This window comes from Aliidiomarina iranensis (genome assembly GCF_003987135.1).
GTDB classification, from domain to species: domain Bacteria; phylum Pseudomonadota; class Gammaproteobacteria; order Enterobacterales; family Alteromonadaceae; genus Aliidiomarina; species Aliidiomarina iranensis.
The window spans coordinates 157,375-174,478 of sequence record NZ_PIPJ01000004.1 but is presented as its reverse complement, the minus strand read 5'-3'; the positions used below and the strand labels follow the sequence as shown (position 1 = coordinate 174,478).

The 17,104-nt window shown below is 46.9% G+C and carries 12 protein-coding genes; 11 read left to right on the top strand and 1 reads right to left on the bottom strand.

Annotation, left to right across the window (positions count from 1 at the left end; genetic code table 11):
• The 5 genes from CWE08_RS07545 to CWE08_RS07525 all read left to right on the top strand — a co-directional run bounded on the left by CWE08_RS07545 (window position 1) and on the right by CWE08_RS07525 (window position 7,343).
• Window positions 1-1,212, top strand: coding sequence for an efflux RND transporter periplasmic adaptor subunit (locus CWE08_RS07545; protein WP_157981238.1), 1,212 nt, complete (start codon window positions 1-3; stop codon window positions 1,210-1,212).
• Window positions 1,209-4,349, top strand: coding sequence for an efflux RND transporter permease subunit (locus CWE08_RS07540; protein ID WP_126767225.1), 3,141 nt, complete (start codon window positions 1,209-1,211; stop codon window positions 4,347-4,349). The genes CWE08_RS07545 and CWE08_RS07540 overlap by 4 nt, the downstream gene beginning before the upstream one ends.
• Before the next feature lie 171 nt (window positions 4,350-4,520).
• Entirely contained in the window at window positions 4,521-4,781 is a 261-nt protein-coding gene (locus tag CWE08_RS07535; RefSeq protein ID WP_126767223.1) for a DUF3081 domain-containing protein, read from the top strand.
• 122 nt (window positions 4,782-4,903) lie between these two features.
• Complete coding sequence (gene trhA / locus CWE08_RS07530; RefSeq protein ID WP_126767222.1) at window positions 4,904-5,548, top strand: PAQR family membrane homeostasis protein TrhA; 645 nt, start codon at window positions 4,904-4,906, stop codon at window positions 5,546-5,548.
• Window positions 5,549-5,798: 250 nt separating this feature from the next.
• Window positions 5,799-7,343 (top strand): sensor domain-containing diguanylate cyclase, encoded by a 1,545-nt coding sequence (locus CWE08_RS07525; protein ID WP_126767220.1) that lies wholly within the window; start codon window positions 5,799-5,801, stop codon window positions 7,341-7,343.
• A 155-nt stretch (window positions 7,344-7,498) separates the two neighbouring features.
• Here CWE08_RS07525 and typA read toward each other — a convergent pair whose 3' ends face one another.
• A complete protein-coding gene (gene typA / locus CWE08_RS07520) occupies window positions 7,499-9,334 on the bottom strand; it encodes a translational GTPase TypA (protein WP_126767218.1) in 1,836 nt (611 codons plus the stop codon).
• Between the two features lie 203 nt (window positions 9,335-9,537).
• Between typA and CWE08_RS07515 the strand changes: the two genes are divergently transcribed.
• The 6 genes from CWE08_RS07515 to CWE08_RS07490 all read left to right on the top strand — a co-directional run bounded on the left by CWE08_RS07515 (window position 9,538) and on the right by CWE08_RS07490 (window position 17,041).
• Window positions 9,538-10,236, top strand: coding sequence for a DsbA family protein (locus CWE08_RS07515; protein ID WP_126767217.1), 699 nt, complete (start codon window positions 9,538-9,540; stop codon window positions 10,234-10,236).
• A 287-nt stretch (window positions 10,237-10,523) separates the two neighbouring features.
• Entirely contained in the window at window positions 10,524-11,933 is a 1,410-nt protein-coding gene (glnA, locus tag CWE08_RS07510) for a glutamate--ammonia ligase (protein WP_126767215.1), read from the top strand.
• A gap of 143 nt (window positions 11,934-12,076) precedes the next feature.
• Complete coding sequence (gene glnL, locus CWE08_RS07505) at window positions 12,077-13,198, top strand: nitrogen regulation protein NR(II) (protein WP_126767214.1); 1,122 nt, start codon at window positions 12,077-12,079, stop codon at window positions 13,196-13,198.
• Window positions 13,195-14,697: a nitrogen regulation protein NR(I) gene (gene ntrC, locus CWE08_RS07500; protein WP_198677104.1), complete on the top strand. Its 1,503-nt coding sequence runs from the start codon at window positions 13,195-13,197 to the stop codon at window positions 14,695-14,697. Before glnL ends, ntrC begins: the two co-directional genes overlap by 4 nt.
• 193 nt (window positions 14,698-14,890) lie before the next feature.
• Window positions 14,891-15,598 carry a response regulator transcription factor gene (locus tag CWE08_RS07495; RefSeq protein ID WP_126767210.1) on the top strand — a complete coding sequence of 236 codons (708 nt, stop codon included), beginning with the start codon at window positions 14,891-14,893 and terminating at the stop codon, window positions 15,596-15,598.
• A 3-nt stretch (window positions 15,599-15,601) separates the two neighbouring features.
• Window positions 15,602-17,041 (top strand): sensor histidine kinase, encoded by a 1,440-nt coding sequence (locus CWE08_RS07490; RefSeq protein ID WP_126767209.1) that lies wholly within the window; start codon window positions 15,602-15,604, stop codon window positions 17,039-17,041.
• Window positions 17,042-17,104 lie beyond the last annotated feature (63 nt).

Here is a 17,104-nt window from a genome sequence, read left to right as displayed (position 1 = left end):
ATGACTACAATGATCGTAGAGCGAAATCCAACACAGCAGGCGTTAAATACTATGCACTTCAATACAATTGAGAAAGTAAAGGCAACTCATAAAACCGCCTATGCAATTCTCGCACTTGCTGCGATTGTGCTTCTCAGTGCTTGCTCAGAAACAACGGCAGCACCCGACGAAGACGTGCGGCCACAGCACCGGGTTTTAGTGACAGAAGTGCAGGCGCAAACACTGGAGCTTGAACGCTCGTTCGCCGCTCGAACCGAGGGAAATATGGTTGCTGAGGTTCGCGCTCGGGTAGGTGGTGTTTTAGAATCTCGAGATTTTGATGAAGGCCAATTCGTGGAAGCGGGCACAATTATGTTCTCTATTGAGAAAGCCCCGTATGAAGTAGATCTGCAAAAAGCTCAAGCCGAATTAACCAGTGCAGAAGCTGTATTTAATGAAGCGCGCCGCGATTGGGCGAGGGTTGAAAACCTGTTTGTTGATGGTGCCATTAGTGCCCGTGAGCGCGATCAAACTCAATCTCGTTTAGAAGCGGCGGAAGCCGATGTGCAATCGGCGCAGGCCAGTTACGAAGATGTAAAACTACGTTACGATTACACCGAAATAGTGGCGCCTATCGATGGCGTTGCAAGCCGTGAATCGGTGTCTGTGGGTAATCTTATTAGTGAGAATGATACCCTTGCTACGATTGTGAGTTTAGATCCAATCTATGTTCATTTTAATGTGAATGAAAGCGATATAGCCGCCGGCTACCTGTTGCGCAATACCGATATATCAGGCGAGAACGAAAAGGGTTCAGGCCCCGCAGCTCGTTTACGTTTTAGTGATGGCCGCGAGCATCCGGAAACAGGTTATATTGATTATGTGAGCCGTGTTGTTGATCGCGAGCGAGGCACAATTGAAGCCAGAGCCGTAATTCCAAACCCCAACATGGATTTGCTGCCGGGCCAATTTGTACGTGTGCAATTACCGCAGATTGAAATGCCTTATGCCATCACCGTTCCACAACGCGCTATTATTCAATCAGGCCGTCAGGCTGTGGTGTATATTGTGGATAATCAAGATATCGTGCAGGTGCGTGAAGTTACCTTAGGTGTTCGCGTGGGTAATGAGCAGCTGATTGAACAAGGTTTAGCAAGCGGCGATCGGGTTATCATTGAGGGCTTATCGATGTTACAACCGGGTACTCAGGTGAACGTGGAGATTGCTGAATGATAGCTAGGCACTTTATTGAACGCCCAGTACTTGCCTCGGTTTTATCCATTCTTATTGTGATTGCAGGCTTGATGTCGCTGCGCATGCTGCCGGTTCAGCAGTATCCACAAATTGTGCCGCCACAGGTAGTAGTACAAGCGAGTTATTCAGGCGCTACTGCGAACGCTGCTTCGCAAGCAGTTGCCGCGCCATTAGAGTTATATATTAATGGCGTTGAGAATATGCTCTACATGACATCATCGGCCGACGATACCGGCAGTGTAAGCATCACTGTGGTATTTGAAGTGGGCACCGATGTAGACCAAGCAGCAATCGATGTAGATGCGCAGGTGCAACGGGCGTTTTCTCGTTTACCCGAGGAAGTGCAGCGCAATGGTGTACAAATTCGCAAGCAATCAAGCTCGATTCTGAAAATCGTTTCCTTGAGCTCTCCCGATGCTAGCCGTGACTCCCTATTTTTGAACAATTACGCCACGCTCACGGTGCAAGATGAGTTAAGCCGTGTAAACGGTGTTGCCAGCGTTACCTTCTTTGGTTCGAAAACCTATGCGATGCGCGTTTGGTTACGCCCAGATCAACTCGCCGATTATCGGCTCACACCCGCCGATGTAAGTGCCGCCATAAACGAACAAAATGCCATGTTCGCGGCCGGCCGTTTTGGCGATGCACCCAACCCAAATAATCCACAAGAAATTAGTTTTCCCATTGGAACCGAGGGCCGGTTTTCGAGTGTTGAGCAATTTGAAGAAATTATTTTGCGTAGCGATGAAGGCGGCTCAGTAGTTCGTTTACGTGATGTGGCGCGAGTAGAGCTGGGTGCCAGTAATTACGATTTTGATGCAGTACAAAATGGTGAAACTGTGGTTCCCATGGGTATCTTCTTGCGCCCAGGCGCCAATGCGCTTGAAGTATCACAGGAAGTCGATGCGGTAATGGCGCGCATGAGCCAAAGCTTCCCCTCTGGGGTTGATTATTCTACCTCGTTCGATACTACCGAGTTTGTGCAGGTATCCATACAGCAAGTTGTGTTCACGCTATTCCAAGCCTTAGTTTTGGTTATGGCGGTGATTTACTTGTTCTTGCAGCGCTGGCGCGCCGCGTTAATACCCTTGCTATCGATCCCAGTAGCCCTCATAGGCGCCTTTGCTGGCATGTTTGTGTTTGGCTTTTCAGTGAACTTATTAACCTTGCTAGCAATGGTTCTAGCTATCGGTATCGTGGTTGATGATGCCATTGTTGTACTAGAGAATGTGGAACGGCTAATTCGCGAGAAAGGCTTAACCCCGAAAGAGGCTGCGATTGAAGCCATGCAAGAGGTATCAACGCCGATTATCACCATGGTATTGGTACTCGCTGCTGTGTTTATCCCAGTGGCATTTCTAGGTGGGCTTGCCGGGATTATGTATCAGCAGTTTGCACTCACTATCGCGGTATCGGTAATTTTATCAGGCTTTATTGCTCTTACGTTATCGCCGGCGTTGTGTGCGCTTATCTTGGAAGAAAAACCCAAGCCACCACCGAAACTGCTTGCGCAGTTCAATGATTGGTTTGATAAAGCCACCCAAAAGTACACCAGCGGCGTTCGCTTTATGCTGAAGCGAACGGGGATTGCAAGTGCCGTATTTGTGGTTATTGCGCTCGCTGCTTGGGGTGGCTTTACTCAATTGCCGGGCGGCTTAGTACCTGATGAAGATCAGGGCTACGTGATGGTTTCTCACCGTTTGCCTGAGGGGGCCTCGCTCGATCGCACCGTTGCCTTCTCATTGCCTTGGAACGCCGAGCTCGGGGAAATGCAGGGTGTGGCGAACACGCTTACCTTCATGGGCTATGATCTTGTGAACGGAGGCCGAAAGCCGAACGTTGGCGCAAGCTTCGTTACCCTTGAGCATTGGGATGATCGCGATTTAGGCAGTAATGGTTCCCAAGCGTTCGCTGAAAGTGTAAATGCGGCTGGCCTTGAACACTCACAAGCAAGTGTGAGTGCGTTTAATCCGCCTCCGATTTCGGGTATCTCAACCACCGGCGGGCTCGAAGCGTACCTAGTTGCCATTATGGATGGTGGTAATGAAAGGTTGGTAGAGCGCATTAATCAAGTGATCGAAAACGGCAATGAACGGCCAGAGCTGGAGAATTTGCGCACTACATTAAACATGGATATTCCGCGTTATACTGCGTATGTGGATCGCGAACGGGCAAAATCTATTGATGTGCCGATCAACGAAATTTTCGCAGCAATGCGCTCAACTTTTGGGCGAGCTTATGTAAACGATTTTAATTACCTTGGCCGTGCATGGCGCGTTTACATGATGGCGGAATCTTCTTATCGTGAAGGCCCACACAACTTAGCCGATGTGTTTGTGCGTGCCGGCAGCGGAGAAATGATTCCACTCAACTCACTAGTGCAAATTGAACGTATCACCGGGCCAGATGAAGTACACCGTTACAACAACCGCCCAGCGGCTCGGTTATTGGCAGATCCAGCTGCAGGTTATAGTTCTGGTGAAGCAATGCAAGCGTTGGAAGAAGTAGTAACGGCGCTAGTAAGCGAAGATCAAGATTATCAGTTGTTCTGGACAGGCGCCTCTAGGCAGGAGCGGGAAAGTTCAAATGCAGCAGGCCTAGCGTTTGGCTTTGCGATCCTTATGGTGTTCTTGCTGCTGGCTGCGCAGTATGAGCGTTGGAGCCTACCATTGGCAGTGCTAACGGCTATACCCTTTGCGATTTTTGGTGCAGTGATGGCAACTTGGGTAACCGGCTTACAGAACAATATTTACTTTCAGGTTGGGCTATTGGTACTAATTGGGCTATCCGCGAAAAACGCGATATTGATCGTTGAATTCGCCGTAATCAATAGGAAACGCGGCATGAGTGTACTTGCTTCAACGCTTATTTCGTGCCGTCAGCGTTTTCGCCCCATATTAATGACATCGCTTGCCTTTATTTTAGGTGCTATGCCACTAGTAATTACTTCCGGTGCTGGTGCTGCGGCGCGGCAGGCCGTGGGGGTTACTGTGGTAGGAGGAATGTTGGTAGCCACTTTTGTATCAATATTCTTTATCCCGGTTTTCTACCAGTTTATTGAAAAGCGGGTATTATCGAGCAAGGTGAAAAAGCGGAAATTAGCACGCAAGAGTTAAGTTAACGAGTGCCTTTTCACGGGATACTTGAACAAATATGCGATATCTCAAAAGAACTGCAGCAATCCAAAGGGTTGCTGCAGTTTTTGTACTACACTTCTGAACTATACGCTTTGATTCCACGTTAGCGTGCTATGAATGAACCAATTTTAAGCTGCAATGAGGTGTAATATGGATAAAGATATAAGTGTTCGAATGATTCTCTCAGTGTTTGAAAAAATCACTGAGCATGGCACCGCAAAAGACGACCGGCACGAGCTTGAGGGTGTTATTGGTTATACCGATCACGATGGCTACACGGTGTTTTTAGAAGACCACAAAGTAAAACTTCGCACGGGCTTTCACAATACCTATCACCTTGATTACGATTCTGCGCGCGATTATGAAAACTTCATGAAAAAGCTAAAGCAAATCGAGCGAGATTACGATTAATGATAACAATTTCAACTTAATGTATGTGCTCCCGAGCCAAGCTTGAAAATTAGGCTTACACGTGTGCGCTGAATATGTTTTAATAGTAACCTAATTTGCTTTTTTAAGTGACAGAGGTATTTATGGGTTCCGCGAAAAACTATTCGTTGGGTGAAGAAATAGCGCATGCAGTAAGCCACGGCTTCGGTGCCATTTTAGGTGTGATTGGCCTAGTAGTAATGCTTTGGCTTTCCGTTGAATATGGCGATGTATGGCACATAGTGAGCGTATCCATTTATGGTGCGTCCATCATCCTGCTATATTCAGCGTCAACGCTCTATCATGCGATTACCAACGAGCGCGCGAAACGATTCTTTCAGTTAATGGATCATGCCGCAATCTTCCTTTTAATTGCCGGTACCTATACCCCTTTCCTTCTGGTAAACCTTCGTGAATCTTGGGGTTGGCCGCTGTTTATCATTATTTGGTCGATAGCAATTGGTGGTGTTTTTCTTGAAACTATGAAAAAAGAACGCATCAAGTGGTTATCACTTACGCTTTATCTAGGGTTGGGTTGGATGGCCTTAGTAGCGATGAAGCCTATGCTAGAGTATGTGAACACGATTGGCCTTACACTGCTGTTAGTGGGCGGCTTGCTCTATTCATTCGGCGTTATTTTCTATGTTCGTAAGCAAATGGTATATCACCATGCAATTTGGCATGTGTTCGTTTTAGCCGCCAGTGTGGCCCATTTCTTCGCAGTTATTTACGGGGTTATTTTAGTCTAGGTTGGGCGTTCAAAGCTCGTACTTACATTACAGCAGTTCAGTTTGCAACGAGGCAATTAATGCTACCTATAAATAGGTAGTTAACTGAAAATAAAAGGTATTTACTCAGAATCAATCTATGGGAATTACTGTGAGCTTACTTTTATTCTGATATCTAACCATTTATCATACGCGTTTGGTTGAGCAGAATCTGAGCTTTAGATTGAAAAACCCATCCTTCGAAAAATTAAAAAATATTCATTGGCGAGCCGTGTTCGGATTCGCCCTTGCTATTTTTATTCTGCTATCCGCTGCCTTTGTTTACACGGTATATAGCCAGATAAAAACTTTTTCTGTTGCTCAGCATGAAAAACAGCGAGCGCAATTTCAATTTAATGTAAAAGCCACGGGTACGCTCAGTGATTCGGTATTTCAAACCACTATCAATGTTCCTGAAGTACAAAAGCTTCTAGCAACAGCCCATAACGGCGATGAGAACGCGAAAGCGGAAGTGCGCGAAGCTCTATATCGGTTGATGCAACCGTTGTATGAAACATTACAGTTTTCAAATGTTCAACAACTGCACTTTCATACTACGGATAACCATAGTTTTTTGCGTATGCATCGGCCAAATCTGTATGGCGACGACCTCTCTGATTTTCGTTTTTCGGTTAAATATGTGAATGAAAATTTAGAACCATTTCATGGCTTTGAAGAGGGGCGGATTTTTAATGGCTACCGGCATGTGTATCCTATGTTCTACCAAGGTGCGCACGTGGGCAGTGTTGAGATATCTAATTCACTGATTAGCTTCAAAGAAGGTTATGAGCAAATCGCCCGCGATAGCGTTGATTTTGTAATGCTGCGAGACGTTGTAGAGGCGTTTGTTTTTGAGAGTGAACAAAGTAATTATGATGATTATCTGCTTTCACCAGATTTAGTGATTCAAAATATCTTTAATCGTGTGGAAAGCGAGCAAACATGGCTTTCTGATGCAGAGCGAAATACGGTGCTTGAAGCTAGCGCAAAGCGTTCTAAGTTGCAGCAAGCTGTTGCGGCAGGAAACAAGTACTTTGATATTTTGTTCGTGGATGGGAGATTATATTCTCTACGGCTCGATCCGCTCTACGGCTCGTTAAATACTCGTGTTGTGGGTTTTGTGGTGAGCGTTTCCACGTTTGAATATCTAACTCAAGCGTTACCTGCGTTGCTGATTCAGCTAGGTATCTTCTTTATTATTTCGTTGGTATTTGCGTTCTTACTCGCTAAACAGCGCGTATATACCAAGCAAATGCGGCGGTTAGCGCAGCGTGATGGGCTTACGAATCTTTATAATCGCCGCTATTTTTCCGAATGTGTAAAACGGGTGTTGGTGAATAAATTATCGGCGCGCGGTAACCGAAAATCTGCTGAAACAAATAACAAGCGCTATTGCTTTATTATGTTTGATGTCGATCATTTTAAGAAAGTGAACGATACCTTCGGTCATGATATCGGTGATGCCGTGCTTGTGAAGTTGGCCGAGATTTTAAAATCAGTGCTCCGAGAGGGCGATTTGTATTGCCGTTGGGGTGGTGAGGAGTTCATGGCTTTAATCGAAGCCGATCTTGCTATGGGCGAAGAAATTGCTGAGCGCTTAAGAGTAGCCATTCCGGCCGGTTTTGCTGATAGTGATATGCCTGCGGTTACCTGTAGCTTCGGTGTAGTGGCTATGCACAAATTTGATCAACTTGAGCCTGCGCTGAACCTAGTAGATAAAATGCTTTATAAAGCGAAGGCTGAGGGCCGTAATACCACACGAATCGCGAGTGTTTAATTAACGAGCTATATTTTTCAGTAAAGTGACCTTGCTACAATTAATTACAGTTTTATAGGCGCGAGTGAATAAGCGCGAACCTTGGCGACAAAAAACCGGTTTATCTCTCGATAAACCGGTTTTTGCGTTTTTATCACGGCGCATGAGGCGGCGTGTTAAGCTTCTTCGCCACCAGTGCGTGAATGACGTTTACGCTCATTCTCAGTTAAGAACTTCTTGCGTACACGAATAGATTTTGGCGTTACTTCTACCAATTCATCGTTATCGATGAACTCAAGCGCACGCTCAAGCGACATTCTGATTGGCGGCGTAAGCGTTAACGCTTCATCAGTACCTGCCGCACGAATGTTGGTTAGCTGCTTACCTTTCAAACAGTTTACGGTTAAATCGTTCGAACGGTTATGAATACCAATAATTTGGCCTTCATAAACTTCATCAGCGTGCGAAGCGAACAAACGGCCACGTTCTTGGATGTTGAACAGGGCGTATGCCAATGCTTTACCTTGCGCGTTTGAAATCAATACACCGTTAACACGTTGGCCAATTTTGCCACCCTTGTGCGGGCCGTAATGATCAAACGCGTGGTATACCAAACCAGTACCTGAAGTAAGTGTCATGAACTCAGTTTGGAAACCAATTAAGCCACGGCTCGGCACGATGAAATCAATACGCGTACGGCCTTTACCATCTTGCTGCATGTCGGTCATTTCTGCTTTACGCAGGCCTAACGCTTCCATTACAGAACCCTGATGCTGTTCTTCAACATCAACGGTTAAGGTTTCATAGGGTTCCATTTTCACGTCGTTTTCATACTTGATGATAACTTCAGGGCGGGAAACCGCTAATTCAAAACCTTCACGGCGCATGTTTTCGATTAATACACCTAAGTGCAATTCACCACGGCCTGATACACGGAATTTATCCGGGTCAGCCGTTTCTTCAACACGCAACGCAACGTTGTGTACTAATTCTTTTTGTAAACGCTCAAGAATTTGGCGAGAAGTAACGTATTTCCCTTCTTTACCAGCAAACGGCGAGGTGTTTACTTGGAAGGTCATGGTTACTGTCGGTTCATCAACGGTAAGCGGTGGTAACGCTTCGTTGTGGCCTACTGCACAAACGGTATCGGAGATTTTTAATTCGCCCAAACCGGTAATCGCGCAGATATCGCCCGCATGTGAAGAATCAACTTCCATGCGATCAAGGCCTAAGTAACCAAACACTTTACCAATTTTACCATTGCGGGTAGAACCATCGGCACCCACTACGGTTACTTGTTGATTTGGCTTTACGGTACCACGACGAATCCGGCCAATACCGATAACGCCAAGGTAGCTTGAGTAATCAAGCTGTGAAATTTGTAACTGTAATGGGCCATCGATTTCAGCAACTGGCGGCGCAACTTCACGCACAATTGTTTCGAACAATGGGTTCATATCGCCGCTCTTCACTTCTGAATCAAGCGAGGCAAAACCATTTAGTGCCGATGCATAAACGATTGGGAAATCGAGTTGTTCATCGGTAGCACCAAGGTTTACAAACAAATCAAAGATTTGATCAACAACCCAATCAACGCGAGCGCCTGGGCGGTCAACTTTGTTTACTACAAGAATAGGGTGCAAACCGTGCGAAAACGCTTTTTGTGTTACAAAGCGAGTTTGTGGCATTGGGCCATCAACGGCATCAACCAAAAGTAATACAGAATCGGCCATTGAAAGTACGCGCTCTACTTCACCGCCGAAATCAGCGTGTCCTGGAGTATCCAAGATGTTGATGTGGTAATCGCCCCAATTGATCGCAGTGTTCTTTGCGAGAATGGTAATGCCGCGCTCTTTTTCTAGATCGTTTGAATCCATGATCCGTTCTTGCAATTCGCCCCGGCTTTCAAGTGTGCCAGATTGTTGCAGAAGTTTATCAACCAGTGTTGTTTTACCATGGTCAACGTGCGCGATAATTGCGATATTGCGAATTTTTTCAATAGCTTTTGACATAAAACTGTATTTTAACCTGTGGTGAAGGCCATCGGGCCATAGGGGGGCGGATCATACGCTGATTTCACTGAATAAAAAAGCACCGAATGGAAAGCAGCGCTATATTTAACGAAAAAACTACGTTTTTCCTATTAGGAACGCTATGCTGTGGCCCTAATGCGCAGAAAATAAATTTTTTAGTTAATTAATCATAGGAAGTATTTATGACAGAACGAGGTTTATTCCGCTCAATTCGCGCTGCTTTGCTTTCGGCTGTGGCCATTCTAACTATTTCAGCTTGCGGTGGTGAGGCACCAGCGCCGAGTAGCAGTACTGAAGCCGTGCCAGAAGCAAGTGCCGCCGCGGCATCACGTTCATTCACTGAGGGTGATTACTACCGCGTTTTGGAAAATCCGGTGCAAGGTGATCGCGCTGAACCATTCATTGTGGAATACTTTTGGGTAGGTTGCCCTGCTTGTCAGCGTTTTGAGCCGATTATTCAGGGTGTGAAGCAAGCTTTTCCAGAAACGCCAGTAGTGCGCCGGCATGCGGTATTTAATGAGCGCTGGGCGCTTGATGCGCGTATTTATCATGCTACAAGTGAAGTGGCCGGCCGAGATGTAGGTACTGAAATGCTGGCCTTTTATCAAAGCCAAGCGCCAGATCTTCCTGATTTTGCCGATTTATCGGTATTTTTTCAGCAACAAGGGTTAGATGAAGAAGCTATTTTTGATATCGCTGATACGGCGGAAATTGTGAGCACAATGGAGCAAACCTTCAACGAAATGCAAAGCAATGAAATCCCTGGTGTGCCAGCTATTGTGGTGAATGGGCGCTACTTAGTGAAAAACCCACTGCCCGAAGATATGCGAACACAAGAAGATTATAATCAACTCATTGAGCACTTGCTGAGTTTAGATTAAGAAAAAGGCGCACCATAGTGGTGCGCCTTTTTTTATGGAACCAGAGCGTTACGCACCAAATTAGTGCAATATTGTTCGGGGCTTAACTTTTTCATAGCGTGAGCCTGAAAAATTTCGAAGTAATAGCAGCACAACGGCGTAGCCATTTTATTTTTATCATTAAAAACAATGGCATGTGGCGTTTAATTTGGTTTTGGCACGCGGTTTGCTACACAGGCTGCTAAATAGTTCACAATTTAGATTTACACTTATCTGCACAAATACGCACAACAACCCGGAGGCAAACAATGTCTATTAAAGCGGTGATGGATTTAATTGAAGAAAACGAAGTACGCTTCGTGGATATGCGTTTTACCGATACTAAAGGTAAAGAGCAACACGTAACGATTCCGGTTTCACAGATTGACGAAGATTTTTTTGAAGATGGCAAAATGTTTGATGGTTCATCAATTGCCGGCTGGAAAGGCATTAATGAATCCGACATGGTGTTGAGCCCAGATACTGAAACCGCGGTAATGGACCCGTTTTCAGAAATTCCTACGCTGATTGTACGTTGCTCAATTTTAGAGCCTGATACGCGCCAAGGTTACGATCGTGACCCTCGTTCTATTGCGCGCCGTGCGGAAGAATACTTAGCATCAACCGGTATTGCCGATAGCGCCTTGATGGGCCCTGAACCAGAGTTTTTCTTGTTCGACGACGTACGCTTTAATACCGACATGAGCGGTTCGTTCTACAAAATCGATGATATCGAAGCGAAGTGGAACTCAGGCACTGAATATGAAGGTGGCAATAAAGGCCATCGCCCAGGTGTGAAAGGCGGCTACTTCCCAGTACCACCGGTTGATTCTTCCCATGAGATTCGTAGCGAAATGTGCGAAGTGATGGAAGAGATGGGCTTGGTTGTAGAAGCGCACCACCACGAAGTGGCCACTGCAGGCCAGAACGAAATTGCTTGCCGGTTCAACACCTTGGTGAATAAAGCTGATGAGCTGCAAATTTTTAAATATGTAGTGCATAACGTAGCTCACGCCTATGGCAAAACAGCCACCTTTATGCCGAAACCTTTAGTGGGTGATAATGGCTCAGGTATGCATGTGCACATGAGCTTAGCCAAAGATGGTAAAAACTTATTTGCTGGTGATAAATACGGTGGCCTTTCAGAAACGGCGTTGTATTACATTGGCGGCATTATTAAGCACGCGCGTGCAATTAATGCCTTTACTAACCCTGGTACCAACTCTTACAAGCGCTTGGTACCTGGTTTCGAAGCACCGGTCATGCTTGCTTACTCAGCACGGAACCGCTCTGCATCGATTCGTATTCCATTAATTTCGAATCCAAAAGGGCGCCGTATTGAAGCGCGCTTCCCAGATCCAAGCTCGAACCCATACTTCGCGTTTACTGCGTTGTTAATGGCCGGCCTTGATGGCATTCAAAACAAAATTCATCCGGGCGATGCTATGGATAAAGATTTGTATGATTTGCCAGCTGAGGAAGCGAAAGAAATTCCAACGGTAGCGAGTTCATTGGAAATGGCGTTAGATGCGTTAGATAAAGATCGCGATTTCTTAACCGCTGGCGGTGTAATGAGCGACGATATGATCGATGCTTACATTGGCTTGAAGCGCAAAGAAGTAGAGAAGCTGATGATGACAACGCACCCTGTTGAATTCGATATGTATTATTCGTGCTAATTTTCGTTCTGATTTAAGATCGAAAAACGAATTAGCGCTGCGTAATAGAGCCTTGCTCATTGCGCAGCGCACCATTCTGGTGCAAACTCTTCGATTGCACCAAAGAAGCCCGGTGCGATTTAATTCTAACACTGAGGTTCATTATGTCGGCGGCAAACCCTGTACTGCACGAAAGCATAAACCAAACCCTTGTGGATCAACTCACAAGTGCGGTTTTGGTGTTAGATAAAAACCTCCATGTATGCTTTGCGAATGCTGCGGCAGATGCCATTTTTTCTGGAAGCTCTCGGCGCTTGCTGGGCGCGCCCCTCGATAGCCACCTGCGCTATAGCAGCTTTGATCTCACCTTATTACGAAATATCGCCTTGAACCAGCAGAGCATATCCGATAGCGATGTGAGTTGGGTGTTTCATGATGGCAAATCGATTGCCATTGAATTGAACGCCTCGATTGCTGCATTCAAGGGGTTGGATAGTGCAATTCTGGTGGAATTAAGGCAGGTTGATTTAATTCGCCGGCTGAATCAAGAGCAAGCGCAACAGCACCAGCGCGAAGCAGCTCAACAACTTGTGCGTGGGCTTGCACATGAAATTAAAAACCCTTTAGGTGGTATTCGTGGCGCGGCACAACTTCTGAATGCGGAATTGCAAGCGCCGGAACAACGAGAGTTCACTCAGTTAATTATGGCGCAATCGGATCGCTTGCGAAATTTAGTAGATAGGCTGCTAGGGCCAAACCGGCCGAGTGCCCGCAGCTACCAGAATATTCATGCGGTATTGCAGCAAGTGCTGGATGTGATTGGCGTAAATAAACCGGCTAATTTAACCATTAGCAAAGATTATGATCCAAGCCTACCCGACCTCTACATTAGTGCCGATCAAATAGAGCAGGTATTTCTAAACCTTATCAGCAATGCAATGGATGCCCTAGATCAACAACTTGGTGAACGGCAAATTGTAGTGCGTACACGGGTAAGCCACCAAGAAACGATTTACGGCAAACGGTATCGCCAGTGTGCATTAATTTGTGTGCAAGATAACGGCCCGGGAATACCGAGCGAACTGAAAGATACTTTATTCTACCCATTGGTAACTGGGCGTGAGGGTGGAACGGGCCTAGGCCTTTCGATTGCGCAATCCTTGATACATCAACATGCGGGTAAAATTGAAGTGAGTAGCCGGCCTGGGCATACGGAATTTACCGCAGTGTTGCCCTATTTAGACAATGCTACTGGCGAAACAACAACCCCAGGAGCGGCATCATGAATCGAGTTGTTTGGATATTAGATGATGATAGCTCCATTCGTTGGGTGTTGGAACGCGCTTTTAAAGGAGCGGGCTGGCAGCCTCGGCTTTTTGCTGAACCAACATTCTTTTTACAAGCGTTAACCGAAAGTGGTGGCGAAACCCCGGCTTTGGTGCTCACTGATGTGCGGATGCCCGGTACCGATGGCATGCAGGTGTTGCAGGAAATTCAACAGCGGTTTGCCGATATTCCGGTGATCGTAATGACAGCACACTCGGATTTAGAAAGTGCGGTGAAAGCTTTTAAAGGAGGTGCGTTCGAGTATTTGCCGAAACCTTTTGATTTAGATGAAGTGATTGCAATTGCGGAACGCGCGGTGAAGCCAAAGCAACAGGAAAGTTCAGAGGCTGGGGAAAAGGTGCCAGAGCACGCCGACAACGACACCGGTAACGACACCGGTATTATTGGTGAATCGGCGGCGATGCAAGAGGTGTTTCGCGCAATTGGGCGGCTTTCGCGGTCAAGTGTTTCGGTGTTACTTACCGGCGAATCGGGCACTGGTAAAGAGCTGGTGGCGAAGGCTTTACATGATCATAGCCCGCGGGCGGAAAAGCCCTTTGTGGCGTTAAATATGGCGGCGATTCCGGGTGAATTAATTGAATCGGAATTGTTTGGCCATGAAAAAGGCGCGTTTACCGGCGCCCAAAGCCGCAGAGCTGGCCGATTTCAGCAAGCAGATGGCGGTACCTTATTTCTCGATGAAATTGGTGATATGCCACTGGCGGTGCAAACTCGTTTGCTACGGGCCTTGGCGGAGGGGCAATTTTACCCGGTGGGAAGCCATCAACTCGCCACCGTGAATGTTCGCGTTATTGCGGCTACCCATATTGATTTACGCAAAGCGATTGATGAGGGCCGCTTTCGTGAAGATCTCTATCATCGGTTGAATGTTATTCACTTGCAGCTTCCTTCGTTGCAGGAACGCCGGAGCGATATCCCAGCCCTAGCGGAACATTTTCTGTTTATTGCTGCCAAAGAGCTGCAAATGCCGCAGAAGCGCTTAACGCCTGCGGCATTTGGGCAGTTACAAACAGCAGCTTGGCCTGGTAATGTTCGGCAACTGGAAAACACCTGCCGTTGGATAACCGTGATGGCAAGTGGTGATGTGGTTGATGTTGATGAGCTACCAGCCGATTTACAGCGTATCGCGGCCGAAACTGCGGGTGAGAGCGTAGGGCAGGTATCGATACTTGGCACTGGCGAGCAAGATAGTGAGCAACAAGCAAGCGCCGTGGTAATCGGGCAAAAACTGCAGAATAATTGGCGAGAAGGCCTACAAGCCGAATTGCTGGCGGCACTTGATGGCACTAATAATACACGGTGTGCTGAAGTGCTGGCGGAAATAGAACAGCTCGCCATTGATGCAGCATTGCAGCAAACCAAAGGCCATCGGCAACAAGCCGCCGAACGTTTGGGTTGGGGTAGAAATACCCTCACCCGAAAATTGAGTAAGCGTTAAATACAAGCTGTACAGCTTGCGAGCTTCTGTAAAGGGAATGCAAAGGTACTCGCTTCTGTTTGTGTAACGGGTAGATTGTGGAAATGTAAAGATTGTAAAGGCATTTCCATTTAAAGGTTGGCTGAGGCTAAGCACCTATACCGAATTGTTTGGGCCAACCCAATATCGTAAGAATACGAAAGGAAGGTAGATTGTGGTACATGTTCTGTTAGTAGATGATGATGCTGATTTAGGCGCAATGCTCACTGATGTGTTCGCCAGGGAAGGAATTCGCCTTACCACCGTTGAGGATGGTAAAACTGGCCTCGATACGGCGAGCAAAGGCGAATATTCACTTATATTACTCGATATTATGTTACCGGAAATGGATGGCTTGCAGGTTTTGAAGCATCTGCGCCAAGGTGGCATTGAAACGCCAGTGCTCATGCTTACCGCTCGCGGTGAAGATGTGGATCGCGTTGTGGGTTTAGAGTTGGGCGCTGATGATTATCTCGCCAAACCTTTTTATCCACGCGAGCTTGTAGCGCGAGTGAAAGCTTTATTACGCCGCAGTAAAGGCGGCGACACGGCGGTGGCGGAAACTATTCGGTTCGCAGGTTTTGAACTCGATACCGTAAATGCTGTGGCTCATTGTGATGGTGAGGCCCTAACCCTTACCCCCACAGAATTTGAGGTTCTGCGCCAGTTAGTTACTCATCATGGCCAATTAGTTACCAAAGAAAGCCTCTCGAATCAGGTTTTGGGGCGCCAATTGGGGCCATTTGATCGCTCCCTTGATGTGCATATTAGTAACGTTCGGAAAAAGCTTCCAGCCCACCCAGATCGTATCCAAACAGTTCGGGGCCGTGGCTATCGCGTGCTAGAGCCTGAGATACTGGAACCTGAAACTTTGGAAAACTAGAAAATGCGCTTACGCCGTACGCGATGGTATCAATCGTTAACCATTCGGTTGTTAGCGATATTTTGGGCTTTAATCCTGCTTACGGCGATCGCGGCATTTTCTGTTGTTTTGTACCTTTCCCGCCCGCCGGGCCCTTCGCCAATGGCAGAAGATTTCCCGCGGGCGTTGCAACCTATTCTTAATCACGCTTCAACCGTGGGAATGATACAACCCGGGCGCTTGTTAGTGGGCGATTATCGGGTAGTGGCGGTTGATAGCCCTGATAACAGTGATATTCAATATATTCCTGGGTTAGGGCAAACCGAAGTGGGTGTTGCCTTTAATATTCTGCAAAGCCCCGAACCAATTCAAACAATAGTGGCTGATCGCACTTATGCTGGCCCCTTAGGAAGTAGTGCAGGCGCCGTAGTGATGAGCCGAACAGCCACTAACGAAGAGCTAGCGGCGCTCGTAGCTGCTGAAGATCAAGATTGGTTACCGCGTTTGATTCTAATGGCATTTGGGGCCTCTTTCTTGGGTGCATTAATTCTTGGCTGGTGGTTTGTGCGGCCACTGAAGCAACTACGTGATGCCACGAGAGAAATAGCCACCGGCTCTGCGGAACCAAACCTAGCGCGCTTGCCAAAACGCAAAGATGAACTTGGTGAGCTGGCGCGAACGATGAACGCAACGGCTATCGAATTAGCGAATTCTCGCGATGCTCAGCGGCGTTTGTTAAGTGATGTTTCTCATGAGTTACGTTCACCTTTAGCGCGCTTACAAGTGGCCCTTGATTTGATGGAAACCGATACCTTAAAAACCGACCGTAATTACATGCAGTTAAATAAAGATATTTATCGGTTGGGCTCGATTATTGATAGTATTTTGTGGCTTTCACGGTTGGAAAACGGCCTCGATAAATTGGTGAAAGGCCCGGTTAACGTATTTGCGTTGCTGGAAGAACTTCGTAACGATTTGTATTACATGCAATACGGTAAGGGGCAACAAAACTGGGATGGCCGATTAACGCTGCCTGAGCAGCCAATTCCGGAAATAGAAACCGATGGTGTGTTGCTTCGCTTAGTGCTGGAAAACCTGATTCGTAACGGCTTCCAATATGGGCCCGATAACGGGGTAGTAATTGTGAGTGCGGAAGTGGTGAAGCAAGAAAAAAGCACCAACAGCCCGAATCGAAAAGGAAATAAAAGCAACGCACCTGCCCAGAAGCAACAATGGCTTGAAATTACCGTAAAAGATGAAGGGCCGGGTGTGCCAGCCGATAAACTGCAGAAAATGTTCGAACCCTTTTATCGTGCCGATCCCTCACGCCATCACGGCGCCGGTGTAGGCCTTGGCCTTGCCCTTTGCCAGCGCGCTACGGCGGTATTAGATGGGGAAATTACGGCGATTAATCATGCGCAAGGTGGCCTTGCCGTGAGTGTGCGTTTACCACTAGAAAATTAAGCACTTATGCTCTTGAAAAATCCGCGTTAGAATAAACCAAAACCGCTCGCGAACAACGAGCAA